Source organism: Acinetobacter sp. YH12072 (genome assembly GCF_013419565.1).
Taxonomy (GTDB): Bacteria; Pseudomonadota; Gammaproteobacteria; order Pseudomonadales; family Moraxellaceae; genus Acinetobacter.
Window position 1 is genome coordinate 25122 of the sequence record NZ_VOZV01000003.1, and the last position, 25883, is coordinate 51004.

Annotated in this window: 23 protein-coding genes, 2 tRNA genes and 1 pseudogene; 8 read left to right on the forward strand and 18 right to left on the reverse strand. The window is 42.7% G+C overall.

Annotated features, from left to right (window positions below; all coding sequences use genetic code 11):
• Positions 1-86: 86 nt before the first annotated feature.
• Genes FTU19_RS02270 through FTU19_RS02305 form a run of 8 tightly spaced genes read right to left on the reverse strand, consistent with a single transcriptional unit; the run spans position 87 to position 7750 of the window.
• Positions 87-938: a hypothetical protein gene (locus FTU19_RS02270; protein ID WP_179992175.1), complete on the reverse strand. Its 852-nt coding sequence runs from the start codon at positions 936-938 to the stop codon at positions 87-89.
• A 12-nt stretch (positions 939-950) separates the two neighbouring features.
• On the reverse strand, positions 951-2030 hold the full coding sequence (gene aroB, locus FTU19_RS02275; protein ID WP_180033729.1) for a 3-dehydroquinate synthase: 1080 nt from the start codon (positions 2028-2030) through the stop codon (positions 951-953).
• Positions 2031-2058: 28 nt separating this feature from the next.
• Positions 2059-2595, reverse strand: coding sequence for a shikimate kinase AroK (gene aroK, locus FTU19_RS02280; protein WP_005233593.1), 537 nt, complete (start codon positions 2593-2595; stop codon positions 2059-2061).
• Positions 2596-2631: 36 nt separating this feature from the next.
• Positions 2632-4797, reverse strand: a complete 2166-nt coding sequence (gene pilQ, locus FTU19_RS02285) for a type IV pilus secretin PilQ family protein (protein ID WP_180130036.1) — start codon at positions 4795-4797, stop codon at positions 2632-2634.
• Positions 4798-4813: 16 nt separating this feature from the next.
• Positions 4814-5341, reverse strand: coding sequence for a pilus assembly protein PilP (locus tag FTU19_RS02290; RefSeq protein ID WP_034169727.1), 528 nt, complete (start codon positions 5339-5341; stop codon positions 4814-4816).
• Positions 5341-6057, reverse strand: a complete 717-nt coding sequence (locus tag FTU19_RS02295) for a type 4a pilus biogenesis protein PilO (protein ID WP_034702183.1) — start codon at positions 6055-6057, stop codon at positions 5341-5343. The genes FTU19_RS02290 and FTU19_RS02295 overlap by 1 nt, the downstream gene beginning before the upstream one ends.
• Positions 6054-6692 carry a PilN domain-containing protein gene (locus FTU19_RS02300; RefSeq protein ID WP_005233586.1) on the reverse strand — a complete coding sequence of 213 codons (639 nt, stop codon included), beginning with the start codon at positions 6690-6692 and terminating at the stop codon, positions 6054-6056. The genes FTU19_RS02295 and FTU19_RS02300 overlap by 4 nt, the downstream gene beginning before the upstream one ends.
• On the reverse strand, positions 6692-7750 hold the full coding sequence (locus FTU19_RS02305) for a pilus assembly protein PilM (RefSeq protein WP_180002742.1): 1059 nt from the start codon (positions 7748-7750) through the stop codon (positions 6692-6694). Before FTU19_RS02305 ends, FTU19_RS02300 begins: the two co-directional genes overlap by 1 nt.
• A gap of 166 nt (positions 7751-7916) precedes the next feature.
• On the opposite strand from FTU19_RS02305, the gene ponA reads away from it, so the two are divergent.
• Positions 7917-10448 (forward strand): penicillin-binding protein PBP1a, encoded by a 2532-nt coding sequence (ponA, locus tag FTU19_RS02310; protein ID WP_180130039.1) that lies wholly within the window; start codon positions 7917-7919, stop codon positions 10446-10448.
• A gap of 59 nt (positions 10449-10507) precedes the next feature.
• Here ponA and FTU19_RS02315 read toward each other — a convergent pair whose 3' ends face one another.
• From FTU19_RS02315 to FTU19_RS02360, 10 genes and pseudogenes are all read right to left on the reverse strand, one after another.
• Complete coding sequence (locus FTU19_RS02315; RefSeq protein WP_034702194.1) at positions 10508-11311, reverse strand: putative RNA methyltransferase; 804 nt, start codon at positions 11309-11311, stop codon at positions 10508-10510.
• A gap of 58 nt (positions 11312-11369) precedes the next feature.
• Positions 11370-12488, reverse strand: coding sequence for a phospho-N-acetylmuramoyl-pentapeptide-transferase (gene mraY, locus FTU19_RS02320; RefSeq protein ID WP_180016598.1), 1119 nt, complete (start codon positions 12486-12488; stop codon positions 11370-11372).
• Positions 12489-13892 carry a UDP-N-acetylmuramoyl-tripeptide--D-alanyl-D-alanine ligase gene (murF, locus tag FTU19_RS02325; protein WP_180130041.1) on the reverse strand — a complete coding sequence of 468 codons (1404 nt, stop codon included), beginning with the start codon at positions 13890-13892 and terminating at the stop codon, positions 12489-12491.
• Positions 13893-13900: 8 nt separating this feature from the next.
• Complete coding sequence (locus FTU19_RS02330; protein WP_180130043.1) at positions 13901-15397, reverse strand: UDP-N-acetylmuramoyl-L-alanyl-D-glutamate--2,6-diaminopimelate ligase; 1497 nt, start codon at positions 15395-15397, stop codon at positions 13901-13903.
• Between the two features lie 11 nt (positions 15398-15408).
• Positions 15409-17232, reverse strand: coding sequence for a penicillin-binding protein PBP3 (gene ftsI, locus FTU19_RS02335; RefSeq protein WP_180033719.1), 1824 nt, complete (start codon positions 17230-17232; stop codon positions 15409-15411).
• 15 nt (positions 17233-17247) lie between these two features.
• A complete protein-coding gene (gene ftsL, locus FTU19_RS02340; RefSeq protein WP_159122699.1) occupies positions 17248-17580 on the reverse strand; it encodes a cell division protein FtsL in 333 nt (110 codons plus the stop codon).
• Positions 17581-17590: 10 nt separating this feature from the next.
• A complete protein-coding gene (gene rsmH / locus FTU19_RS02345) occupies positions 17591-18502 on the reverse strand; it encodes a 16S rRNA (cytosine(1402)-N(4))-methyltransferase RsmH (protein ID WP_034702209.1) in 912 nt (303 codons plus the stop codon).
• A gap of 190 nt (positions 18503-18692) precedes the next feature.
• A complete protein-coding gene (locus FTU19_RS02350) occupies positions 18693-19712 on the reverse strand; it encodes a sulfate ABC transporter substrate-binding protein (RefSeq protein ID WP_159122700.1) in 1020 nt (339 codons plus the stop codon).
• A 242-nt stretch (positions 19713-19954) separates the two neighbouring features.
• Positions 19955-20161: pseudogene (locus tag FTU19_RS02355) on the reverse strand (sulfate ABC transporter substrate-binding protein); the annotation flags it as partial.
• A gap of 59 nt (positions 20162-20220) precedes the next feature.
• The gene (locus FTU19_RS02360) at positions 20221-21528 is read right to left on the reverse strand and encodes an RNA-guided endonuclease TnpB family protein (protein ID WP_131260640.1); all 1308 of its coding nucleotides are present in this window, start codon (positions 21526-21528) and stop codon (positions 20221-20223) included.
• Positions 21529-21587: 59 nt separating this feature from the next.
• Here FTU19_RS02360 and tnpA point away from each other — a divergent pair, with 59 nt between their 5' ends.
• The 7 genes from tnpA (at position 21588) to FTU19_RS02395 (ending at position 25872) form a co-directional block, all read left to right on the forward strand.
• Positions 21588-21986, forward strand: coding sequence for an IS200/IS605 family transposase (gene tnpA / locus FTU19_RS02365; RefSeq protein ID WP_004970281.1), 399 nt, complete (start codon positions 21588-21590; stop codon positions 21984-21986).
• A 473-nt stretch (positions 21987-22459) separates the two neighbouring features.
• Entirely contained in the window at positions 22460-22765 is a 306-nt protein-coding gene (locus FTU19_RS02370) for a hypothetical protein (protein ID WP_159122701.1), read from the forward strand.
• Between the two features lie 139 nt (positions 22766-22904).
• Positions 22905-24413 (forward strand): glutamate--tRNA ligase, encoded by a 1509-nt coding sequence (gene gltX / locus FTU19_RS02375; protein ID WP_159122702.1) that lies wholly within the window; start codon positions 22905-22907, stop codon positions 24411-24413.
• 57 nt (positions 24414-24470) lie between these two features.
• A tRNA-Ala gene (locus FTU19_RS02380) sits at positions 24471-24546 on the forward strand.
• 36 nt (positions 24547-24582) lie between these two features.
• Positions 24583-24658 (forward strand) — tRNA-Glu (locus tag FTU19_RS02385).
• Between the two features lie 143 nt (positions 24659-24801).
• Positions 24802-25143, forward strand: a complete 342-nt coding sequence (locus tag FTU19_RS02390) for a hypothetical protein (protein ID WP_004787163.1) — start codon at positions 24802-24804, stop codon at positions 25141-25143.
• Between the two features lie 318 nt (positions 25144-25461).
• Entirely contained in the window at positions 25462-25872 is a 411-nt protein-coding gene (locus FTU19_RS02395; protein WP_159122703.1) for an SEL1-like repeat protein, read from the forward strand.
• The last annotated feature ends 11 nt before the right edge of the window (positions 25873-25883 follow it).

The window sequence follows — 25883 nt, forward strand, 5'->3', positions numbered from 1 at the left end:
TATGATTATTTATGGTGCGTATTTTTTGCACCAAAAGCGCACATTTATAATAAAGATAAAGTGTCCGTGCGCTATTTTAGACCGGCCTAGTTAAATGGATCACTAATCTCGTTTTCTTGAGGTCGAGAATTGCCATTTGATGAGCGCGGACTTCCTTCGACATGACTTTGAGATTTCTGTACATCTACTACATTACCTTCCTGATCACGTCGAACAATCGTGGTACTCGTGGTGCTTTCTTTAGGGGTGACCACAGGTGCTGAAGGTTGAGCTTTCGGTCTTATCTGTACGGATTCATCGACTTTCGGTAAAGGTACATTTTTCAACTGAATTTCATAAAGTTTTTGATTACTTGCCAGTTCTTCCGAACCCATACTGTTGACTAGACTGGCATATTGTTGCATGGCCACAACTTTAGGCTGGACGGATTTAGGCAGATTCAGATTGAGCACTGATAAAGCCTGTTGAGCTTCTGCTGCGGTTTTATACAGACCATATAACAATACATATTGTTCAGGCTGGTTCTCACCCGAAAGCCTTAAATAAACAAAAGGCTTACGATCCTGCTGCTTTTTCAGGAAGGTTTTTAGAATGGCTTCATTACCTACACGAAATAGCTCAATCGCATGCTGTTTCTTTACTTCACCAATATATTTGGTTCCGCGGAATTCAGGCTCATGACTAACATTGACAACAATCCGAGTATTGAGAGCAAGAGGCTTAACCTCATCAGAAAGTGCACCAAGATGGGTCATTGAGGCCACTTTTTCTGGTTGAATCTGTAATTCAACTTCCGTTTCCGGCTTCTTCTCTACTTCTACCACTTCATCTGTATCGGTAATAGCCCAAAAAACCAAGGCAGCAAATAGACAGCATACGCCACAGACCAGCCAGAAATAATGCTGAATCTTTTGCCAAGGGGTACGTAATGCTGTCATAAAAATTTAAACCTATGCCTGATGAGCTAAAATCGCCTGTTGCATCAACTCGACATCAAAGTCTCGAGTAATGACTGCTTTTCCAAGTTGCTGCAATAATACAAGACGAAGCTGCCCATTTAAAACTTTCTTGTCGTGAGCCATATAAGCCAAGAAATCGTCAAGTGGGATTTTAGGACAAACAATAGGTAATTGCGCACGAGAAATGATTTTTTTTGTACGCTCAAGGTCTTCTAATGAAATCCAGCCCATGCGATGGGATAAATCTGCTGCCATCACCATACCGGTTGCTACCGCTTCTCCGTGCAGCCATTCACCATAACCCAGATAAGACTCAATCGCATGACCGAATGTATGACCGAGATTAAGTAAAGCACGCTCACCCTGCTCTTTTTCATCATTGGCTACAATACGAGCTTTATGTGCACAAGAACGATAAACCGCTTCGGCCAGCAATTGCTCATCACGGGCAATAAGACCTTCCATATTGGCTTCTAACCAGACCAGAAAATCTTCATCTCCGAGTAAGGCATATTTGATCACTTCAGCCAGACCCGCAGACAGTTCACGATCCGGCAAAGTTGCAAGTTGTGACATATCTGCCAGCACCACTTGTGGCTGCTGGAAAGCACCAATCATATTTTTACCCAGTGGATGATTAATGCCGGTTTTACCCCCCACACTGGAATCCACTTGAGAGAGTAACGTCGTTGGCACCTGAATAAAATAGACACCACGCTGGAAACAGGCAGAAGCAAAGCCGGCCATATCTCCAATAACACCACCACCGAGTGCCAGAACTGTACAATCGCGGTTAAAACCCGCCTCAAGCAATGCATCAAAAATCAGGTTTAGATGCTCAATATTTTTGTATTTCTCGCCATCCGGTAAAATACAGGTCGCCACAGTTTTACCCAGATTTTCCAATGCAGCCTTATAGCGATCCAGATAGAGTGGTGCCACCGTATCATTACTGACAATCATCACCTGCTTGCCATGAATATAGGGCTCAAGCAATTCCTGAGGATTCAAGTTACTGCCAATAAAAATAGGGTAACGACGTTCACCGAGTTCGACATATAAGGTTTTCATGAGGGAATGACCACTTTTTCAACTGAACTTATTTTTTTGGAAGGATGAGATTCAGAATACGCTGCGCCAGATCTCGTGCAGCTCCCTGATTGGTCTCAATAATGTAATGTGCGACTTCCCGGTACAACGGATCCCGCACTGCAAGCAGATCTCTAAGTTTCTGTTCAGGATTTTCAACTTGTAACAAGGGACGGTTTTTGTCGCGATAGGTTCGCTGAAGCTGAATTTCAACTGGAGTGTAAAGATAAACAACGATGCCTCGCTGCTTTAAATAATCCCGATTAGGAGCCTGAGTAATTGCGCCACCACCAGTCGCAAGCACCAGCTGTGGACGTGAGGTTAACTCATCAATGACAACAGTTTCACGATGACGAAAACCCTTTTCACCCTCTTTTTCGAAGATCCAGGGAATTGTAGCTCCTGTTTTCCGCTCAATTTCATGATCGCTGTCCAGAAATTCTCGTCCTAACAGTTCTGCTAAATGTCGTCCTACTGTTGTTTTACCGGCCCCCATCGGCCCTACCAAATAGATATTTGGCAGGGTTTCAAACTCTTTGCTTGGCAAGGAGTCACCTATTCATTTTGTTAAATTCAAAATATATTAATGATTTCTTGAAACACTGTCATTAACAATTCGAGGCGTAACAAAAATCAGTAACTCACGCTTGTTATCTGATTTTACATCTTTACGGAATAAACGGCCTAAATAAGGTAGATCGCCCAGGAAAGGCACCTTAGTTTGTGCATTTCGAGTTTCTTGCTCAAAAATACCCCCTAACACTACTGTTTCACCATTATCAACCAGTACATTAGTATTGATCTGGTTTTTATTTATCGTTAACTGTCCAGTGGGTGTCGGATTTCCTGGTGAGTCACTGGTAATATTCAACTCCATCTGTACCTTGCCATCTGGGGTAATACTTGGTGTAACGTCCAGACTTAAAGTTGCATCAATAAATTCAGTAGTTGAAACTGCATTAGCACCACCACCTTCTGCGGACTGATATGGAATTTGCGAACCAGAAGCCACAGTTGCTTTTTGCTTATCAGCAGTGAGCACTTTCGGCGTAGAAATCACTTCACCATAACCGTCTGCCTGTAGTGCAGAAAGTTCAAGATCCAGCATAAAATCTGAAAGGCTGATTAAGCCAAAAGCAATACGGCTTGCTCCTTGACTGGTTACCCCTAAGTCTACATTTAGGTTATCCGGGCGTTGAATATCATAGGTAAATCCCCCTAAATCACTTTCTTGAGGATCTCTCAAATCCCATAGAGTAGTGTCACTCCCCCCTACAAGAAGGTGATTATTATTGGTAATCCCTTGAGATAGGATTCCCCACTTCACCCCCATTTCTTTGGTAAAGTCAGTGGTTGCACGGACAATACGCGCCTCTACCATCACCTGCTTCACTTGCACATCAAGTAGATCGACCATATTGCGAATTTTATCAATAAATGGCTGGGTATCATTCACAATAATGGTATTGGTACGAGCATCAATAGAGATAGAGCCACGTGAACTTAATAAACTTTCTTTATCATCGTTATTAGTACTATTACTTGAATTACCTGATCCTGATGCACTTTTATTTTGAGTAATCAGTTTTTCAATATCTGCTGCTTTTGCATAACTGAGTTGCATATATTCAGTTTGAATTGGTGCAAGCGCAACGCTTTGTTTTAAAGCCTTAGCTTCTTCTTCTTCAGCCTTAATCAGCTCTGTTACTGGTGCAATCCAGATGACATTACCATTACGGCGCTTATCTAGATTTTTGGTTTTTAACACGATATCTAAAGCCTGATCCCAAGGCACTTCTTTGAGGCGTAAGGTAATATTACCCTGTACGCTATCTGCAGCAACCATATTGATATCGGTAAAATCGGCTAATAATTGTAGAACTCGACGAACTTCAATATCTTGGAAATCGAGGGAAATTTTCTTGCCTGTATAAGCGACTGATTTAGGACGTAATGGACCCTTAACTTCTGGACGCTTCAAACTAATCGTCAGCTTATTATCCGTCTGGAAAGCCATATATTCATAACTTTCTGCAGACTGAATAGTAATTACACCTGAACCATTTTGATTGACTGCATCTACGGTTGAAACAGGCGTGGCAAAATCATTCACATTCAAACGTCGGGTCAAATGTGCCGGAATCTTGGAGCCCAGAGTCCGCACAATCACTTTGGTTCCCTGCTGCTGTACATCGACTGGTGTGTTCTGACCTGCCAGATCAATTACCACCAGTCCTTCACCTTGCGCACCCCGCTGGAAACCAATATTAGTAATCCCCTGAGCGACCTGCTGTTGTACAGGCTGAGCAATAGCGACTGGAGTGGCAGAATTAATTTTTAAAATAAAGGTATTGCCTTCCACACGCGTCGTAAATGCACCTGCATTAGCAAGATTCACTGTCAAACGAGAACGCTGTGCATCCGAGCTAACATCCACTGAACTGGCTTCAGCAGTTGCGACTGGAATACTAGACTGTTTTAGATTTTGTTGTGCCTCATTAAAATCCAGAATCAGGCGTGATGGAGATTCAAGCTGATAAGCTTGAGGCTGAGGTGGCAGACCGTTAAACATCACCCGGATTTCAGTTCCCTGTCCAGGAATCTGCATTGGCACCACATTGGTCATTGAAACTTGCGCACTCGCTGCTTGCATCACAGCAATCGCGACAGCCCCCATAGAAAACTGACGAAACACATGATTCATTGTATTAGCATCCCCAAAAATAAATTCTTTAATACTCTTATTCATTTTTATTCCTTAAAACTTATGGCGCTGGCCCAATCAAAACCAGACTTCGTGGACGTTCCACATATCCCTCACGGCCATCTGGAATAATCTCAATCAAGTCAATCTGTGTCGGCGTAATTCTCGTTACACGACCGTGATTAAGTCCCATATAGCTGCCACGTTGTATCCGTTCAATTTCCCCATCAGGCGTTTGAATCAAAGCCAGAATCTGCCCCGCCTGATTCCGCATACTGCCTTTCATGCTTAAAGTTTCCAGTGGATAACTCTCTAAAGGCTGTAATTGGCGTGACAAGTTTGGATAAACCCGCTTACCTGCCATAATTTTCAATTCGGCTGCTAAAGAGCTTGGCAGGAAAGGACTTTTCAGCTGATGAGCTGCATAATTAAACATTTCTGTCGGAATAAAATCCGGCGCCGGTTCAATTGGTAATGGTGGTTGATTACGAATATTGGCCATTTCCTGATTGACTGCATCAATTCTTGATTCGCAACCCACCAATAAAAATCCGAGCGTTAAAGCTGAAGTAATTTTAATGATATTCATTACTGAGCTCCCTGCGTATCAGTTGTAGCTGAAGTAGATGAAGCATCTGCATTGCCTACATAACGGTAGGTTTTCGCTTTCACTACATAATCAATAACAGGAATTTCAGATTTCTTTTCTTTATTTTCAGTTCCTGTAATGGTGAAATCATGCAGTGTAACGATGCGCGAAAGCCCTGCAATACTGCTCACAAAAGAACCAAAGGCATGATAATCCCCAGTGGCTTCAATCGCGATTGGCTGTTCAATAAAGAATTCCTGCTTGATTTCAGGTTCAAGACGAATATTCTTGAATTTCAGTCCAGAGTTCACTCCACTCAGGTTAATATCTTCCACCAGACCTGGAATTTCAGTTTCTTTCGGCAATTGTTCCAATTGCTGATTAAAACGTGCTTCCATCTCCTGCAACTGAATCTGATACTGCTGTAAATTACGCAGCTTGGATTCCTTTTCCCGGAATTCATTTAACAGGTTTTGTTCTTGAGCACTGGCTTGTGAAATTGCTTCTATCTTGCCGCGAATAAACCCGAAATACCCCAGCATAAAAACCAGAATAACAATAAAGATCCAGCAGGTAATTTTGACTGATAATGGCCAGCTACCATAATTATTTGGATCTAGTGTATTGAATTGTTGAAAGAATTTCTCAACTGTCATTTTTTTTCTAGGAACAGCCACTACGTCTTGGCTTAATTCATCGAATCCGTCATTACTCATGATGATGCCTCCGCTGTAGTTGTGGCTGGTGTTTGTCCTTCTTTAAGTGTTGGCTCAGCAATTTGATCCAGATCAACCGTGACCGTAAAGCTGCCATAAGATTCTTCTACTCGAGGAATCACTGAGGATGGCGCTTTATCTTTTGGCTCTTCAGCAACCAGAAAAGCATTCATAAATGCATTACGATACCAGGTGGAAGCTTCCAGATTACGTAGCAATTCAGCCACTGTATTCGGACTTTCTGCCTTACCTTCAATGGTGAATTTATCGCCGGTACGCTGGAATTTGGTAATATACATATTGCTTGGTGTGACCCGTACAATTTCATCAATCAGGTGAACTGCGATCGGTCGTTGAGTCTGTAGACCCTGAATCAGCTTCATACGTTCAACAATTGCATTACGCTGGTCTTGTAAACCATCCAATGCTTTCAGCTGTACATCCAGATTCTGGTTAGTACTGACCACCAGCTGGTTGGCCTGTTCCTGATCCTGAAGTTTTTGATCATAGTAGAACCAGGTTGAACCTGCTGCTGCCAATCCTAGAAAAAGTGCCCCTGCGCAAATCGCTACAAATTCATTATTTCTTTTAATTCTTAGCTCATCGCGCCAAGGGAGTAAGTTAATCTTTGCCATTAATCAAAACTCCTCAATGCCAAACCACATGCAACCATGAGTGAGGACGCGTCATTTTCAATTTTTTTAATATCAATTTGAGGAGAAAAGCCCATTTGCAGGAATGGATTGGCAATTGTGACCCGGTAGCCGAGTTTTTGCTGTAATAGTTTTGCCAGACCTGGAATATTGGCATTCCCCCCTGCCAATAAAATATGGTCAATCTCGTTAAACTGAGATGAAGAGAAGAAGAACTGTAATGAACGCGCTGCCTGCTGCACGACTGCATCCAGGAAAGGTTCCAGCACTTCGATGTCATAATCATCCGGTAAGGCACGGGTTTTTTTAGCACGCCCTGCTTCCTCAAAAGATAATCCATAACGGTTCTGGATTTCCTGAGTCAGCTGTTTGCCACCAAAAACCTGCTCACGGGTATAAATGATCTTGTTATTTTGCATGACGGATAAGGTCGTCATACTATGACCAATATCCAGGATCCCGACAGTATTTACCCCCATCGGTAAGGTATCCGAAAACACCTTGAATGCATTTTCTAATGCAAAACTTTCGACATCTGCAATTTTTGGATTGAGGTTGGCAATTTGCAGTACTTCAGAACGCGCTTCAACATTTTCGATTCGGGTCGCTACTAACAGGACATTGACCCGGTTCGGATTGGTTAAACGGTCTGGCAGAACTTCAAAGTCCAGACTGGCTTCATCAAGTGGGAAAGGAATATATTGTTCGGCATCTTCACGAATCTGAATTTCACGTTCATCATCCGACATATCGGCATCCATTTCGATGATCTTGGTGATGACCATAGAAGTTGGAATCGCAAAGGCTGACTGACTGGACTGGGTATTGGCCAAATTAATCGCACGCCCCAACGCATCACCCACCGCTTCTGGATTTAAAATATTTTTTTCAACGACACTACTTTCTGGTAATGGGACTAAAGCATAACTTTCTACCCAGTACCGACCGTTCTTTACAGAGAGCTCTAAAACTTTAACAGAAGTCGAACTAATATCGACTCCTATTAACCCCTTATTTGGCTTACGATATAACCTGCGCACAATACAATTCCTATTATTTTTTTATCCCCAATAAAAACAAACTCACCAATCTGTGCCGGCCTATAATTTTATACAGATACAATAACTCATCTAACAATATGTATATCTAAAGGATATACTGACCGGTAATTAGTTTGCCATTAGCTCTTATTAAAACTTACTTGTTATGAAAAAGCTATCTTGTTCAGGCCTTGTTCATCCATTTTTTTTGATCATTATCATTATTTTGATCTCAATTCCGATGGGTTTCTATGGCATGTATCTCTATATTGCCCCATCTTTGCCTGAAATGTCTACGCTTAAAAAGGCACCTTTATTAAAGCCTTTACAAGTTTTTAGCTCAGATAATGAGCTCATTGCAGAGTATGGTGGCAAGCTTTCTGTTCCTGTGAATTATGAACAGATTCCGAAAGAATTTATTCACGCCTTCCTCGCTGCAGAAGATTCTAGTTTCTTCGAACACAGCGGGATCAGCTTTAAAGGCTTAGGACGTGCAGTCAGTGAAACTATTACCGGCTCTGATGTACAGACTGGCGGTTCGACCATTACCATGCAGGTCGCCAAAAACTACTATTTAAGTCCCGAACGTACTTTAAAGCGTAAGCTGACTGAAATTTTCCTGGCACGTAAAATAGAACAGAATTTAAGTAAAGAAGAAATTCTGACTTTATATGTCAATAAAATTTTCTTGGGGAAAAATGCTTACGGCATTGCGGCAGCAGCGAAAATCTATTACAACAAAAGTTTAGATGAGCTTTCGATTGCGCAAATGGCAATGATTGCTGGCCTACCTAAAGCACCTTCTCGTTATAATCCGGTGGCCAACCCTAAACGTGCATTAGAACGCCGTAACTGGATTTTAGGTCGCATGCTGCAATTGGGGTATCTGAATCAAAGCCAATATCAGGAAGCCATTGCTGAACCGATTAACCTGGATATGCCTGACCGCAGTACGCGTAACAAATTTCCCTACGTCGGTGAAATGGTTCGCTCCGAACTGGTAGAAAATTTTGGTGAACAGGCCATAGATTCAGGTTATAAAGTCTACACGACGATCCATAGTGAACGTCAGGCTTATGCTGAACAGGCGGTACAGGACGGTTTAGAAGCTTATGATCGTCGTCATGGCTGGCGAGGTGCTGAGGCTCATGATCAGCCCCTGCAAAATTTCCGTGTCTATGCCAACACTTACCCTGCTGAAGTGACCAAGGTCAATAATAATAGCTTTGAAGCGTTGATGCAGGATGGTACAACCGTAACTGTGCCTTGGTCAGGCATGTCCTGGGCCCGTCCTTATCGTAGTGCAGATAGTGTAGGTGCCGCACCAAGCAGAGCATCACAGATTGTCAAAGTTAAAGATATTGTTCGTTTAAGGCCTAATGAGAATAAAAGTTCCTGGGCACTGGTACAAACGCCTCAGGTACAGGGCCAATTAATTGCCTTGAACCCGAATAATGGTGCGATTGAAGCCATTGTCGGTGGTTATAATTTTTATCAATCCAAATTTAACCGCGCGACTCAAGGCTGGCGTCAACCGGGTTCAACCATTAAGCCTTTTGTTTATGCTCTGGCTTTAGAACGTGGTATGACTCCACACACTATGGTCAATGATGCACCGATTACTATTGGTAAATGGAGTCCGCGTAATTCGGATGGCCGTTATTTAGGGATGATTCCTTTACGTCGTGCTTTATATCTGTCACGTAACACGGTTTCAGTTCGTCTATTACAAACCGTCGGTATTGAACGTACCCGTCAGTTATTTATGGATTTTGGCTTGCAGGATAACCAGATTCCACGGAACTATACCATTGCTCTAGGTACACCTCAGGTTTTACCAATCCAAATGGCTACTGGTTATGCTACGTTCGCCAATGGCGGTTATCGGATTCAGCCACATTTTATTACGCGGATCGAAGATGCCTATGGCAAGACTATTTTTGAGGCTAAGCCTGAATATGCCTGCATCTCGTGTATTAATGCTCAGGAAGAAAGTCCTCAACCAACAGGCGCACTCACTCCTGATGATGAAGCAATTGAAATCAATAACAAGACCCTAGCGCAAAAACCAGAGACACCAAAAATCTCGGCTGAAGACAGTAATTACCGTCAGGCAGAACGTATTTTAAAATCTAGTTCTGCTTATGATATGGCCAATATCCTGCGTGATGTGATTCAGCATGGTACGGGACGTGCTGCTTTAAGAATTGGTCGTAGCGATATTGGGGGTAAAACCGGTACCACTAATGATGCCAAAGATGCCTGGTTTGCAGGTTTTAATGGCAAGCTGGTCACCGTTGCCTGGGTCGGTTTCGACCAGCCAAAAACTTTAGGTCGCCGTGAATACGGTGGCGTGGCAGCCTTACCAATCTGGACCGACTTTATGGGTAATGCCTTAAAAGGTACACCAGAAGCTTGGGTTCGCCTGGATCGTAATGCTAAAGCACCTATTAACCGTAATAAAGTAGTGCAAGGTGAGCAGGAACAGCATGATCCGTCTTCTCCACCTTTAGCGACGCCTCTGTATCGCCCTGCCCCCGTTGTAGCACCTAAGCGACAAAGCAATGATTTTGAAGATTTGCCTGATCAGGAAATCCGCATACCGGATGATGAAAGAGTGGCACCAAGAGACCAGCCACTACAACCAAATCGGGTGGTGGTGGATCCTTTGGAAAACTTGATTGAAGAACTTGAATAATCTGAACCAATAAAAAATCCCTCATTATTGAGGGATTTTTTTATTTCTAGATTTTAAATTTATTTCTTCTGAAATACATAAATCTGGAATTGGGCCATTAAATTGAATTGATCCTGCTGCTCAAGTGCCAAACGGCGTTCAGGTTTGGCTTTATAAGCATAGGGAGTCATAGCAATCAGGTTTTTTAAATCCGCTTGAGGCAAAGTCATTGGCGCATCAATCACCTGTTCACTTACCAGATTAAATACATCCTGCAACTGCTCAACAAATTTCTGTGGCTCGTGTGCTTTCACTTCCTCAAATAAGGCTTCACGCATCGCGTACAAATGTTGTGGTGCAGGCGTCACTACCATCAAATAAGATTTTGGCTTTAATACCCGCAAGATTTCCTGTTTCGGAATCGGGCTAAATAAACTGGTACACAGATCAATGAATTGATCCAATACCGGCAAGGTTGCCCCTGTCCCTACCACCCAGGTAATTTCTTTATTCAGTTTAGCTGCAACCTGAACTGCATTTTTGGCAATATCTACGCCGACACATTGCATGACTTCAGCCTGCATGGCATTGGTGTAATAGCCTTCGCCACAACCAATATCGAGCAGATTTTCAATCCGCAGCTCACGGATTTTCTTGACCACAGCCTGTTGCAAAGGCGCATAATGGCCTGCACTCAGAAATGCACGGCGTGCCTGCACAGATTCAGGCGTATCGCCCGGATTTTTACTATGTTTATGCTGCACCACATGCAGGTTCACATAACCTTGCTTGGCCACATCATAGCTATGCTGATTGTCACAGCGCCATGTACGTTCATTTAAGCGCAACTGCTCACGACAAACAGGACACATCAGTAGGTTCATTTTTTAATTTCTCCAAAACAAAAAAGCCGGCATGCGCCGACTTTTTCAAATGCATTTCTTAGCGTAATTTTAAGGTCATTAGACCCAAAACTACCAGCATAATCGTAATAATCCAGAAACGGATGACGACTTGAGTTTCACGCCAACCTTTCTTTTCATAATGGTGATGCAAAGGTGCCATCAGGAATACCCGTTTATTACGCATTCTTAATGAACCGATTTGCAGGAAGACTGAAATTGCTTCCACCAGGAATACACCTGCCATAATCGCAAACACGATTTCCTGACGCACCATCACAGCAATCGTACCCAGCATTGCACCTAAAGATAACGCCCCTACATCACCCATGAACACTTGAGCTGGGTGAGCGTTATACCAGAGGAATGCCAGACCGGCACCAATCATCGCAGCGCAGATCACTACCAGTTCAGAAGAATATTTTACATAAGGGATATGTAAGTAGTTAGCGAAACGTACATCGCCTGCCAGATAAGCAAATACCCCTAAACCTGCCGCAACCAGGACAATTGGCATAATTGCCAGACCATCCAGACCATCAGTCAGGTTTACGGCATTGGATGCACCATTAATCACGAAGTAAGTGAAAATAATGAAGCCAATTCCCAGCGGAATCACAGACAATGGAATGGTGTGATCCTTAAAGAATGGAATTAACACATCCAGCATATTGGCAGTCACTACCGGATTCGGTTGCTGCTGGGCGATCACATACAGCGCAATACCAGCACCCAAAGAACCCACTGATGTCCAGAAGAATTTCTTACGTGCAGGTAAACCGGCATTGTCTTTATAACGGATTTTAATCCAGTCATCCGCCCAACCAACGGCACCAAAAATCACCATCACCGAGAGCACAATCCAGACATAAGGATTCGTCAGGTCCGCCCACAGTAAGGTGGAGATCCCGATCGAGAGCAGGATTAATACCCCACCCATGGTCGGTGTGCCCATTTTCTTGGCATGATTCTCAGGAGCAAACGAACTTACTGCCTGACCATATTTTAGTGCCTGCAATTTGCGAATCATGATCGGACCCAAGACCAAACCGATAGTCATAGCAGTCAAAACGCTGAGCAAAGCACGTAAAGTTAAATAACGAACCACCTGAAACGTGCTATCAAAGCCCGCCAGCTGGTCAAATAGCCATAACAGCATTTAGAGTTTCTCCATCAATGCAGCCATTAATGTTTCCATATGGGTAAAACGCGACCCTTTAAATAGAAAAGACATTGGCTGGGGATGATGTGTTTCAATCAAATCAATTAAAAATGGTAAAGCCTGCTCCTGATTCAGGAAAGCCTGCATCTTCTTACCATATTGCGTACTACGTGCACCTTCTTGTGCAGCTGGAGCAAATTCACCCACAGCCACCACAAAATTAATGCCTTTGACCGATACCAGATCCCGACCAAGTTTATAATGCTCGATCGCGGCAGATGAACCCAGTTCACCGATATCACCGGTCACCATCACTCGAATACCCTGCTGCTGCGCTAAAACTTCAGCCGCTGCACGCATCGAGCTTGGATTGGCATTGTAGGTATCATCAATAAATAAAAATTCTTTGTGCGGAATAAAGTTCAAACGACCTTTGGCACCAACGGCCTGTTCAAGGCCAGCCACGATATCATTCAGACTGATACCAATCGCCAAAGAAAAAGCCACTGCTGCAGTTGCGTTTTGCACATTGTGTTCACCAGCAAATGGCAGATTTACGGTTTTACTGCCTTGCGGTGTATTTAGCGTGAAAGTCACAGATTGCGGATGTAGTTCTACGTCAGTCGCGTAGACGTCACCGCCCTGACCAAAACTTAGAGTCTTCTCGGTTTTGACGGCTGCACGAATCTGCTCGGCATAATCATCCGCTGCAGGCACAATCGAAGTTTCAGAAATATGTGAATAGATTTCAGATTTAGCGCGACAAATCCCATCACGGCCACCAAACTCACCTAAGTGTGCAGTACCGATATTAATGATACCGGCCACATGCGGCTGTACCAGATTGGAAGTGTAATCAATTTCACCCTGATGGCTCGCACCCAGCTCCATCACCGCATACTGATGTTCAGCACGCAGTTCCAGCAACATCATTGGGACACCCAAATCATTATTCAGGTTACCGCGAGTGACTAAAGTCGGTGCCAGACGTGACAGGATACTGCCCAGCATTTCCTTGGTCGTGGTTTTACCGCTACTGCCTGTCAAAGCAATGACTTTAAGCTGTGAGTTTTGCTGACGACGATAAGCGCCAAGATGACCCAGTGCCAGACGAGTGTCTTCAACTACTAGCTGGCAAATCTCTGCATCAACAGGTTGGCTGACAATTGCGACGCCACAGCCCTTCTCAGCCACTTGGGCGATAAAGTCATGCGCATCAAAACGCTCACCTTTCAATGCCAGAAAAGCATCACCTGCTTCGGCATGACGGGAATCAGTTAAAATCCGCTTAATCTGGCCTTCAGGTTTTTTATCATTCAGCCAATAACCCTGAGTGGCTTGCTGTAACTGTTCAATTGTCCATGACTCTAGAGGCACGGTACTTGTTGTTGAAGTATGCATGTGAAATCCTAATGCGCTGGAAATGCTAAATCACGGTTATGATGCTGGGCATCAATCGCGGCCTGTACCTCGACCACATCATCAAACCAATGTCGCACCCCATCAATCTCCTGATAATTTTCGTGTCCCTTACCGGCAATCACCACAATGTCACCTGGCTGCGCCTGGTCGACTACAAAGCGGATTGCTTCACGACGGTCATGAATTTCATGATAGCTTTTGCCTGAAAAATCGATACTCTGCTTCATGTCAGCGAAAATCTGGTTTGGATCTTCAGTACGCGGATTGTCCGAAGTCAGCACTGCAATATCAGCACCTTCGAGGGCCGCCTGAGTCATCAGCGGACGTTTGCCACGATCACGATCACCGCCACAACCAAAAGCAACCCAGAGTTTTTGGCTGACATGGCGCTTCAGCGTAAGCAAGACCTGAGTCAGGGCATCTGGAGTATGCGCATAATCCACCACAAACAGGCGTTCATCATCACGAATCACCTGCATACGGCCTGGAGCACCTTTCAGCTCGGGCACAGTTGCAATTAAATCGGCTAATGCAAAACCGGCTTGCTCTGCCACAACCAGGCTCGCAACCAGATTTTCGATATTGAAATGACCCAGCAAAGGACTATGCACAGTAAATGTATCTTGTGCAGTGATCAATTTAAATTCAGCACCGGAAATACTGTATTGGATATCCTGAACCTGATAATCAGCTGCTTGTGACAAAGAATAAGTCAGAATTTTCGGCTGATTCGGATTGGCTTTTGCAGCATTCAGCATCACTTTTGCATGTGCGTCATCAATATTGATAACTGCAACTTTCAGAGATTCAAAACTGAATAAACGCGATTTTGCTTCTGCATAAGCTTCCAACGTACCGTGATAGTCGAGATGGTCACGGCTTAAATTGCTATAAGCCGCAATTTCAATCGCACACCCATTCAGACGGCCCTGCTCCAGACCATGCGAACTCGCCTCAATTGAAGCAAATTCCGCACCTGCCTGTGCATAAGCATGCAAGGCATTTTGCAATTGCAGGGCATCAAGGGTGGTATGAGAAGAGGCTTCCAGATTCGGCAAAATACCATTCCCAGTAGTCCCCATAACTGCACAAGCTTTGCCTTGCAGCATCAGCAACTCAGCAACCAGACGGGAAATTGTGGTTTTACCATTGGTACCAGTTACGGCCAGAATACGGGCAGCCTTGACTGGCTGAGTCGCTTGCAGATAGCGCTTTTGCCACTCGCCCATCAAGTGACGGACATTGGGTACTACCAAAGCTGGAGTAACACCTAGCTCTTGTTCTGAAATTACGGCCAGTGCACCCAATGACAGGGCTTTTTTGGCATATTCTGCGGTTTTTTCAGGTTGAGACAAGCTGGTCAGGGCAATAAAAATTTGCCCCAGTTTAACTTTGCGGCTGTCCAGTTCGAAACCCTGAAAGGATTGTCGCATCCACTCAGCAGGTTCTTGAACGGCGTAGAGATCTTGAAATGTAATGGACATTGATCACCTATTTACTGGACTTTGGGAGATTCTAAAGGTTTGTCCAACGGGACATTTAGCAGGCGTAAAGATTCCTGCATCACACGGGCAAAGACAGGTGCAGATACCGTACCACCATAATAAGACCCTTGCGGATTTTCCACGACCACCACCATAGCAATACGCGGATCACTCACGGGTGCTACACCAGCAAATAAAGCACGGTATTCACTGGTTGAATAGCCTTTACGGTCGGCACGCAATTTATGCGCAGTACCGGTTTTACCTGCAACACGATAACCAGGTACGGTTGCACGGGTTGCTGTACCACCAGGCAGAGTTGCTGTTTCCATCATCAGCAGAACCTGTTCTGCGATTTGTGGATCAATCATCTGCTCGCCCTGTGGCTGTTCTTCTAATTTATACAGGCTTAAAGGCACTTTCACACCTTTGTTCGCCAGCATGGCATAGGCATCAGCCAGTTGCAGCACAGTCGCATTCAGACCATAACCATAGGCCATAGTTGCTACTTCAGATACATTCCATTTACTTGGCGGCAGAATCAAACCGGAACTTTCACCCGGAAATTTCACTGCGGAACGCTGACCAAAACCAAGACGTTTATAGAAAGTCGGTAAAGTTTCATACGGCAGTGACAGAGCTAATTTAGCTACCCCGACGTTTGATGATTTCTGGATAATCCCACCCAACGTCAACTGACCATAGTTATGCGTATCACGAATAGTGTGGTTTCCGACCCGCATACTACCTGGACTCGTATTGATGACCGAATTGGCCGTATATTTCCCGCTCTCTAGAGCCATCGCCACAGTTAGCGGCTTCATGGTTGAACCCGGCTCGAAGGAATCGACAGCGCCACGATTACGCATTGCGTCTTTATTTAATAAGCCATTCTTGTCATTCGGGTTATAAGAGGGCCAAGAAGACATTGCCAGAATTTCACCGGTTTTGACGTCGACTGCAATCGCTGTTGCGGAGCGGGCATTATTGGCGACGCCTGCTGCAGTCAGTTCACGATACATAATGTACTGTAAACGTGAGTCGATACTCAGGGTAATGTTTTCACCTGGCTCAACTTCTTTAATCACTTCCGGTTCTTTAACCCGGTTGCCTTTTTTGTCACGGATAATCTGCTGTTCACCATCCTGACCGGCAAGACGGGTATTCAGCTGCATCTCCAGACCTTCGATCCCAATTCCCTCACTATTGGTCAGACCAATAATCTGGGAGTTTGGCTGGGGCTGAGGATAATAGCGCTTATAGTTTTTCTCGGTATACACACCTTGGAAATTACGCTTCATGATCAGTTCCGCCTGTTGTGGCGGCACTTCTTTTTTCAGGATCAGATAACGTGAACGTGGACGCTCTTCCATCTTTTTGCGCAATTCAGCACGATCCATGCCCACTGCATCAGCCAGCTCATCCAGATTCAGGTTTTTATCTGGGAGCTGGCGTTTTAGTTTACGGCTATTCGGCTCTTTCTGTAGCGCCAGCATGGTTTCATCATAGAGTCTTTTATTATCAAAATAGTCACGTGGGTCAATCACGATTTTCATAATCGGCGTACTGATCGCCAGTGGAATACCATTACGATCATAAATTACGCCACGCATGGCCTTGATGGTATTGGTTCGTAAAATATTGGCATTGGCTTTATTTTGCAGAAAATCCTTATTAATAATCTGCACATAGAAAGCTCGGCCGATTAGTGTCACAAAACACAGCAGCACCACGGCCCACATGATGTAAAAACGGTTGATATAAACATTTAAGGCATTTTTCTCGGTGACGGACTGCTTTTTACGTACCGGTTGCTTCTTTCTCTTGTCTACCATGTTCGAGCGCTAGCCTTATTTTTTCTCATCTGAAGGTTGTGGTAAGGAAATCACGACACTCTGTGAAATCGGAGGTGAATACATCCTTAACTGGGTCACTGCACGGGTACCAATCTGCGCGGTCGCACCGAAAGTCTGCTGTTCAATCAGCAAACGTCCCCACTCTGCATTCAGGTCATCCCGTTCGCGCAGATAGGTACTTAGTTTGCGGTTATCCTGACGGTATTCAAAGACTTGGAAGACGACAAATACCGCACTGATGAAGACCATCAATATCAATATGAGGTAAATAATGACTTTTTTCAGCCATAACTTTTCTGTTTTTTTATCAACCACTTCAGTTTTCATGATGTGCCTATTAAGCTAAACGTTCTGCCACGCGCAGCCATGCGCTACGTGAACGAGGATTGGCTTTAACTTCCTCATCACTTGCCTTGACCCGGGCGATTTTCTTTAAACGTCGCGTATCCTTTTGTTGTTGCGGCATTCCCCAGCCTGAATCTTCTTCAAGCGTTGATTCTTTTTGAATAAACTGTTTAATCAACCGGTCTTCTAATGAATGAAAGCTGATCACAGCCAAACGTCCCTCTGGTTTTAAAATTTCAACCGCTTGAGGGAGGAAAGTTTCAATATCTTCTAATTCTTTATTAATAGCAATACGAATTGCCTGGAAAGTTCGGGTGGCAGCATGTTTATTTTTTTCCCATTTTGGATGGGCAACTTTCACAATTTCCGCCAGTTTGGCTGTGGTATCAATATATCCGGCAGCCTTGATCGCTTTGGCTATACGACGACTATAACGCTCTTCCCCATACTGAAAAATCACATTGGCCAGTGCTTCTTCTTCAATATCCACCAGCCATTCTGCTGCAGTCGGACCTTGCGAGTTGTCCATACGCATATCCAGCGGGCCATCTTTCATAAAGCTGAAACCGCGTTCTGCCTGATCCAGCTGCGGTGAAGACACCCCTAAGTCAGCCATCACACCATCTACACTTTCAATACCCTGCTCAGCTAATGCCTGTTTTAAATCAGCGAAGCTGGCATGGATAATTTTAAAACGTGAATCTCCCTGTTCCAGTTCTGCGGCAACAGCCAATGCTTGCGGGTCTTTATCGAAAGCATAGACGCGTGCATTTTCATCTAATTTGGAAAGTAATAAACGTGTATGCCCACCGCGACCAAAGGTTCCATCCACATAAATTCCCGTATTGCGACCAGCCAGTAAGGCATCAATCGTTTCGTGAAGTAATACAGAAATATGTGACATAAAAACTCAATCAATAGGGCGAAAAATTTAACTGCACATTATCACTCTGTTTAGCTAAAGCTCCAAACGACTTTTTGTAGATAAATATTAATTTCTATAGAGAAAACCGTTTTTATTTTTCGACAGCCGATAAAAAAGCCTCCATCGAGGAAGCTTTTTTATATTTTAAATTTATTTTCTAATCAACAGATTAACGCTTCGAGTTATAGATCTGGTCGAAGATTGCGCCATTCACAAAGTGAGTTTTCTGTGCATTGGCCCAGCCACCGAATACTTCATCAATGGTAAAGGTTTTAATTTTTGGGAACTGTGATGAATATTTGGCTAATACTTTCTCATTACGTGGACGGTAGAAATGTCGTGCTGCCATGTCCTGACCAAGTGGAGAGTAAAGATAGTTGATATAACCTTTAGCTAACCATTTATTGCCATTTTTATCTACGGTACGATCTACGATGGCTACAGAGGGTTCAGTCAGAATGGTCAAAGATGGATAAACGATATCAAACTTATTTTTACCGAGAGTTTTTTGTGTTACTAGGGCTTCATTTTCCCAAGTTAACAACACATCACCAATATTACGTTCAGCAAATGTGGTCATCGATGCACGTGCAGCAGAGTCCATCACTTTGACGTTTTTATAAAGCTTGCCGACAAATTCTTGGGCTTTGGCTTTGCTACCACCCGGCTGTTTCTCTGCATAACCCCAAGCTGACAGATAAACCCAACGTGGCAAGCCACCAGTTTTCGGATTTGGTGTAATAATTTCTACACCCGGTTTAGTCAGATCTTTCCAGTCTTTAATTCCTTTGGGGTTATCCTTACGTACCATGAAGACAATCGTTGAAGTATAAGGTGCAGAATTGTGCGGGAACTCTTTTTGCCAGCCTGGCTGGATCTGACCAGATCTTACGATCTCTTCAATATCGTTTGCCAATGCCAAGGTCACCACATCACCTTTTAAACCGTCAACCACAGAACGGGCCTGTTTACCTGAACCGCCGTGAGACTGTTTAAAGTTCACATCAATACCGGTTCGTTTTTTCCAGTAGGCACCAAAAGATTTGTTGAATTCGTCATAGAATTCACGGGTCGCATCATAAGAAACGTTCAGGAATTCACGATCCGCGGCTTGGCTCGCAGTTGCAGTAAATGTCAGACCTGTTGCCAATAAGGCAGCACTAACCAGTGATTTTAATTGAGTTTTCATAAGAGCATCGGGAGATTATCTTCATTAGATATAACTATATGAAATAAAATTATTTTTCGCAATTGAGCAAACAAAGTGCATACAGGGTAATATTTAGTTATTTTTTGTTTTAATTTCATGTTTTATATAATAAAAATATCTAAATTAAAGGCTTATTCTATTTTTATAGCATTTTATGCTTTAGATATAAAAAAAACGGATAATAAATTATCCGCTTTCTACTTATGGTTCAGTAATTAGAATTATTTACGGTTTTCCGCAGAGATTTGATCGTAGATGGCTCCATTCACAAAATGGGTTTTCTGCGCTTTTGCCCAGCCGCCAAAGACTTTATCAATGGTAAAAGTCTGGATTTTTGGGAATTGCGCCGCATATTTTGCTGCTGCTTTAGCATCACGTGGACGGAAGTAATATTTCGCTGCCAGCTCCTGCCCTTTTGGTGAATATAATTGACATACTCCCACCACTTTCGTTTTCACTCAAGTGGGGGATTCTAAAAGCAAAGCTCTTAGGCGACTTCCTCACGGATTTCGCTTGCTTTCTGCTTCTTAGGGCGACCTTTACCGCATCCACCCTCCACAGACAAAACGGCATGTCCTGCCGACAATATATTACGAGATGCGTTTAAATCCGCATTCGCAACATAACCGCATCCGACACACTCAAATTTAGCTTGAGTTTGTCGGTTTTCTTTTGCTACATGACCACATTCACAGCAGGTTTGACTTGTGTACTTCGGATCAACTTTTACAAGTAATCCACCTCGCCATTGTTGCTTATATTCCAACATACTAACGAGCATGCCCCAACCTTGATCTAGGATTGATTTGTTTAAGCCTGACTTAGCTTTTACATTCTTTCCTTGATTTTCGATTGTGCCACTTGCTGACTTCGACATATTTGCTACTTTTAAATCCTCAACAGCAATCATTGCGTGGTTTTTGCTGAGCGTTGTAGTGATTTTTTGCAAGTAGTCATGACGAATATTGGCAATGTGATGATGTAGTTTATTGATTTTAAAATTCAGTTTTTTCCAATTTTGACTAAATTTAACTTTCTTTCTCTGCTTCCGTTGAAGTCTAGCTAATTTAATCTGATTGGTTTTAAAGCTATTGATCGGGTCAAAGACCTGACCATTTGAGGTAGTGATTAATTTCTTAACACCAAGATCAACACCAATCGCTGATTTTGATGGGTGGATCGGCATTTCAGTAAGTTCTGTTTCAGTACAGAATGAAACGTACCAACGTCCTGACACCTTACTGATCGTCACATTTTTTATTGTGCCTAGAATCTCTTGCGACTTCCTGAATTTAATAACACCTACGCCATTAGGGAGTTTGAGTTTATTTCCTTTAACCCAACAGTATTTATCGAATTGTACAAGGCGAATGGAATCATAACCGTCTGATTTTTTCTTAAATCTAGGCATAAGTGGGCGCAACTGAACCTCAGTACCATCAGCCAATTTAAAAAATTTAGGTTTCTTAGGTTTGCGCTTTTTTTCTTTTAGTCGAGCATGTTCTTTAGGGTTGAAAAACTTCCCCCATGCTGATGCAAGATCACGAACTTTTTGTTGAAGTGACACAGCATTTGAATTTCCATCTAAAAAGCTAAACTGAGGATTCTTTTTCAGTGCTGTTATCTTTTTTACTAGATTCACCGCATTAATGTGTTTATTTTGAGCAAACATTTCAAATGAAATTGCTAATATTTGATTCCAAACAAAGCGTGCAGAGCCAACGAGATTATTTAAAATAACCTCTTGCTCGACATTAGGCTCAAGCCTAAATTTATACGCTTTATTGATTTTCATTAATGAGTGTGTATCTGGTAATATGGTGCTGATTCTAACATTTTAGGTATATTTTTTCAATGAGTGAGATATATAAAAACCGACATTCAGCCTTTAATCTTCATGTTCATTTAGTTTTTATAACGAAATATCGAAAAAAAATACTAGGTGAGTTGCATCATAAATATTTCAATGAGTGTGCAACTGAAATATGTAAAGATTTTGATGCTGAATTAAAGGAATGTAATGGTGAATCCGACCATGTTCACATGCTTATTCAGTATCCACCAACGGTACAGTTAAGCAAATTGGTTAATAATTTAAAGTCTGTAACAAGTAGAAGAATGCGAAATGAGTTTTTAGACTTGAGAGGGAATTATACAAAACCTGTTTTATGGTCAAGATCATATTTTGCAGGGTCTTGTGGTGGTGCGCCTTTGGAAATAATCAAACAATATATTCAGAATCAACAAGGTTGAAATTTGTGAAATTCACCTCCACCCTGACTGACGGGTGGAGTCCTCTTTCACTTGGAGATAGTAGAAGTTATTATCTTTTTCATGATGGGCACTCATTGCTAATTTACTCAGCACTATATAAACAAAAAAATTACTTAACAATCATGTGTTTATAATATTTTATCCAATCATATTCTATTTTTGATATATATGCTCACAATTCATTTCGGATACATTTTCCCCTAAAAATTTAATATCCTGCTACAATATAAGACAGTTCTTCACGATCTCTACACAGTTATCTGTTACAAATAGGCAACTTAAATGTGGAAATCCTGAGATTTAGTAATTTTCCACAGAGAAATATTAGTTTTTTGTAAAAAATGTGACTTGGTTCTACTTTTTCATATCTGAATGTGATTAGATTGTAGCCAGTATTATAACAACATTTTTAACAAAACAAGATTAACCAAAGCCAAGGAGGAAGTTTGGATATGAAATTTAAAATATTTACAGCCAGCATCCTAAGTCTTATCACGCTGTTCTCGATTCAACTTGGCCATGCCGTAGTTGTGAAAACAGAGCTACCTAAAGCCTCTGTAAGTGCAATTGAAGTGAAAACCTCACCAATTGAAAAAGCAATTCAGCAACATAAAGCTGATAAAAATGCTTTTCATACTGAGGATGAACTTAAAGCGCTGACTGCGTTCAAATCAAATCCGACTCAAAGCTTTTTTGCAGCTCAAAACTTGCGCTTTACCCGCTTTGTGCAAAGTATCTTTTCTCCGAGCAATTCATAAGACTTAGTTTTAGTTCTCCACATTCGTTATATTTTGCTCATCCTGAAAAGCCGCATCATTCAATGTTGAATAAAGCATTAAGTGATGTGGCTTTTTCGTTATAATAGCTGCAATTTTATATTTAAGATTAGATCCGGTTATGACTGTTCGTACTCGTATTGCACCTTCTCCTACCGGTTTCCCGCATGTGGGAACTGCCTATATTGCCCTGTTCAACCTGTGTTTTGCCAAACAGCACGGTGGCGAATTCATTCTTCGTATTGAAGATACGGATCAGCTGCGTTCTACTCCTGAATCTGAAAAAATGATTCTGGACTCCCTACGCTGGTTAGGCCTGAACTGGTCAGAAGGTCCAGATGTCAGTGGTCCACATGCACCGTACCGTCAGTCAGAACGCATGAGCATCTATAAAAAATACGCAGAAGAACTGGTAGATAAAGGTCATGCCTTCTACTGCTTCGCAACAGCGCAAGAACTGGATGAAATGCGTGCTGAACAGCAGGCTCGTGGCGAAACTCCACGCTATGATGGCCGCGGTCTAAAACTGTCTAAAGAAGAAGTGGCACGTCGTCTGGCAGCTGGTGAACCGCACGTGATCCGTATGAAAGTGCCGACTGAAGGGGTATGTACCTTTAATGACATGCTCCGTGGTGAAGTAGAAATTCCATGGGCGCAAGTCGACATGCAAATTCTGCTAAAAACGGATGGTCTGCCAACTTACCATTTGGCAAACGTGGTTGATGATCACCTGATGCAAATTACGCATGTGATTCGTGGTGAAGAATGGATTCCATCTGCACCGAAACATCAGTTGCTGTACAAATACTTTGGTTGGGACATGCCAGTCCTGTGCCACATGCCTCTACTGCGTAACCCAGACAAATCAAAACTGTCTAAACGTAAGAACCCGACCTCAATTAACTACTACAAAGATATCGGCGTATTGCCAGAAGCATTGCTGAACTATCTAGGCCGTATGGGCTGGTCAATGCCAGATGAGCGTGAAAAATTCACTTTGGCTGAAATGATTGAACACTTTGACATTAACCGTGTCTCTCTGGGTGGTCCTATCTTCGATATTGAGAAACTCAACTGGTTAAATGGCCAATGGATTAAAGCTCTCTCTCCTGCTGAACTGTTAGATACCTTACTGGCTTGGAAAGCAGACCGTGCCAAACTGGAAGAAATCGCTGCTGCAATTCAACCACGGATCAATCTGCTGTCTGAAGCAGTGAACTGGTCAGCGCACTATTTCAACCATTTCCCGACTTTGACTAAAGAACAGTTCGAAAGCAAAAAACTTTCTGAAGAACAAGTGCGTCAAAGCCTGCAATTTGCGATCTGGCGTCTAGAAAGCCTGTTCACCTGGAACAATGACACTGTTAGCCAAACGTTGATGGATCTGGCGAATCAGATGAGCATTAAATTACGTGACTTTATGCCAGCGTTCTTTATTGCGATTGCCGGTTCAACCGCTTCTACCCCAGTCATGCAGACCATGGTCACTATTGGTCCGGATCTAACTTTTGCCCGTCTGCGCCACGCGCTGGAAGTGGTCGGTGCTCCTAGCAAGAAAGAAGTAAAAGCTTGGGAAAAACTGAATGAGAGTCTGAAACTGCCGAAAAATGAAGCAGTTGATCAAGCTTAATTTATTTTTTAGTTGACGTCTAAGCGTTATATCCATAATATAGCGCTCACACAGACTGGGGTCATAGCTCAGTTGGTAGAGCGCTACAATGGCATTGTAGAGGTCAGGAGTTCGATCCTCCTTGACTCCACCAAATAAGTCTTGCTTTACCTGTGTATTTGCCTCATTTGTCCCTATCGTCTAGAGGCCTAGGACATCGCCCTTTCACGGCGGTAACCGGGGTTCGAATCCCCGTAGGGACGCCATATTCAAGATGGCAACATCTTAATAAAAAACCCAAGCATTGTGACTTGGGTTTTTTATTGTCTGTCTGTTTTATATTGGCGGTATTTCGGTTTTTGCGTATCTTCCGATAAAATAATCAGTAATTTAGAATTTTGGAGTAGTAATGCAATATCGTTGCCCTAAATGTCAAAGCCCAAAAATCATGCCCGTTGCTCAGCCAGGTCAACCGGCGGCGCGCCCAGTCGTGCCTAAAAGCCTGATCATGCTGGTGCCTGCCCTGTTTGTATTATTGCTGCTGGTCATCATTAGCATCGCGATGTGGATTTTTGGAGATGGTGCAGGTACGACTTTACAGACCGCTACTGTGATCGTGTTTATTATCTGTCTGATCGCAGGCTTCATGTTCTATAAAGATTTGCCTGATTTTAAAATTTCCATGCAGGCTTTCATGCAAAGCCAAAAGAAATGGAAATGCCGTGAATGCAATCATGAGTGGGAAATCTGATTTCTAGAGTTCACTCATTTTCAAAGCCGAAAAATCTTGCATGTTTATGCAAGATTTTTTTATTAGTAAAACTAAATCTTCTAACCCCTAATATCAAAATGTCGACTAGAACAACAAATTCATATTTCTTCCAATTTGCTTCACTTTTAAAATGAAGTTTTTTTATTTCTACTGCTTGTTTTTGCTCATTAAATACACAAAAATATCAACATGAGACTAAAAGCATGTAATTCATTACCGAAATAAAACCGCTTTATATTGTAGTCTTTAGTGGATAGTTTAATTAATTGTTAATAATGGCAAAGGTGAGGAATAAAAATGCTTAAACTTAAAAAAGTCATACATTTTCTGTTTTCTCATGATGAGCCAACAGGTTCAGAAATGGAAAATTATATTTCTGAAGCAGACACCTATTATCTGGAAGCTGTACAGTTTGAAAAGCTTTGCCATATTTTAAAGCAACGCCAAGCTGAACAATTTCAAATTACGCAGCTAGAGCAGCAAGAAAATTATCAACGCAATGCTTTCTGGAACTACTTAAGTGCAGCAACACGTGGTCACGCCGAAGCGCAATATAGACTGGGTAAACACTTTCTTAAAGGTAGTCTAGGTTTAGATCAGAATTATTTTCATGCTGAGGAATGGCTGAATAAGGCTAAACAGCAAGGTCATTTAAAAGCTGCACAACTGTTATCAAATACTTATAGCCAAATGAGTGTCCAATATTAAAGAAAAAAACC

Excerpts from the sequence above, each read along its gene's own strand:
- FTU19_RS02330 (WP_180130043.1), bottom strand. The coding sequence starts at position 15,397 with ATGTCCATTACATTTCAAGATCTCTACGCCGTTCAAGAACCTGCTGAG.
- FTU19_RS02290 (WP_034169727.1), bottom strand. The coding sequence starts at position 5,341 with ATGAATATCATTAAAATTACTTCAGCTTTAACGCTCGGATTTTTATTG.
- FTU19_RS02390 (WP_004787163.1), top strand. The coding sequence starts at position 24,802 with ATGCAATATCGTTGCCCTAAATGTCAAAGCCCAAAAATCATGCCCGTT.
- aroB (WP_180033729.1), bottom strand. The coding sequence starts at position 2,030 with ATGAAAACCTTATATGTCGAACTCGGTGAACGTCGTTACCCTATTTTT.
- FTU19_RS02270 (WP_179992175.1), bottom strand. The coding sequence starts at position 938 with ATGACAGCATTACGTACCCCTTGGCAAAAGATTCAGCATTATTTCTGG.
- tnpA (WP_004970281.1), top strand. The coding sequence starts at position 21,588 with ATGAGTGAGATATATAAAAACCGACATTCAGCCTTTAATCTTCATGTT.
- FTU19_RS02295 (WP_034702183.1), bottom strand. The coding sequence starts at position 6,057 with ATGAGTAATGACGGATTCGATGAATTAAGCCAAGACGTAGTGGCTGTT.
- ftsL (WP_159122699.1), bottom strand. The coding sequence starts at position 17,580 with ATGAAAACTGAAGTGGTTGATAAAAAAACAGAAAAGTTATGGCTGAAA.
- ftsI (WP_180033719.1), bottom strand. The coding sequence starts at position 17,232 with ATGGTAGACAAGAGAAAGAAGCAACCGGTACGTAAAAAGCAGTCCGTC.
- FTU19_RS02360 (WP_131260640.1), bottom strand. The coding sequence starts at position 21,528 with ATGAAAATCAATAAAGCGTATAAATTTAGGCTTGAGCCTAATGTCGAG.
- FTU19_RS02300 (WP_005233586.1), bottom strand. The coding sequence starts at position 6,692 with ATGGCAAAGATTAACTTACTCCCTTGGCGCGATGAGCTAAGAATTAAA.
- FTU19_RS02350 (WP_159122700.1), bottom strand. The coding sequence starts at position 19,712 with ATGAAAACTCAATTAAAATCACTGGTTAGTGCTGCCTTATTGGCAACA.
- FTU19_RS02315 (WP_034702194.1), bottom strand. The coding sequence starts at position 11,311 with ATGAACCTACTGATGTGTCCTGTTTGTCGTGAGCAGTTGCGCTTAAAT.
- murF (WP_180130041.1), bottom strand. The coding sequence starts at position 13,892 with ATGCATACTTCAACAACAAGTACCGTGCCTCTAGAGTCATGGACAATT.
- mraY (WP_180016598.1), bottom strand. The coding sequence starts at position 12,488 with ATGCTGTTATGGCTATTTGACCAGCTGGCGGGCTTTGATAGCACGTTT.
- pilQ (WP_180130036.1), bottom strand. The coding sequence starts at position 4,797 with ATGAATAAGAGTATTAAAGAATTTATTTTTGGGGATGCTAATACAATG.
- FTU19_RS02395 (WP_159122703.1), top strand. The coding sequence starts at position 25,462 with ATGCTTAAACTTAAAAAAGTCATACATTTTCTGTTTTCTCATGATGAG.
- ponA (WP_180130039.1), top strand. The coding sequence starts at position 7,917 with ATGAAAAAGCTATCTTGTTCAGGCCTTGTTCATCCATTTTTTTTGATC.
- FTU19_RS02370 (WP_159122701.1), top strand. The coding sequence starts at position 22,460 with ATGAAATTTAAAATATTTACAGCCAGCATCCTAAGTCTTATCACGCTG.
- gltX (WP_159122702.1), top strand. The coding sequence starts at position 22,905 with ATGACTGTTCGTACTCGTATTGCACCTTCTCCTACCGGTTTCCCGCAT.
- rsmH (WP_034702209.1), bottom strand. The coding sequence starts at position 18,502 with ATGTCACATATTTCTGTATTACTTCACGAAACGATTGATGCCTTACTG.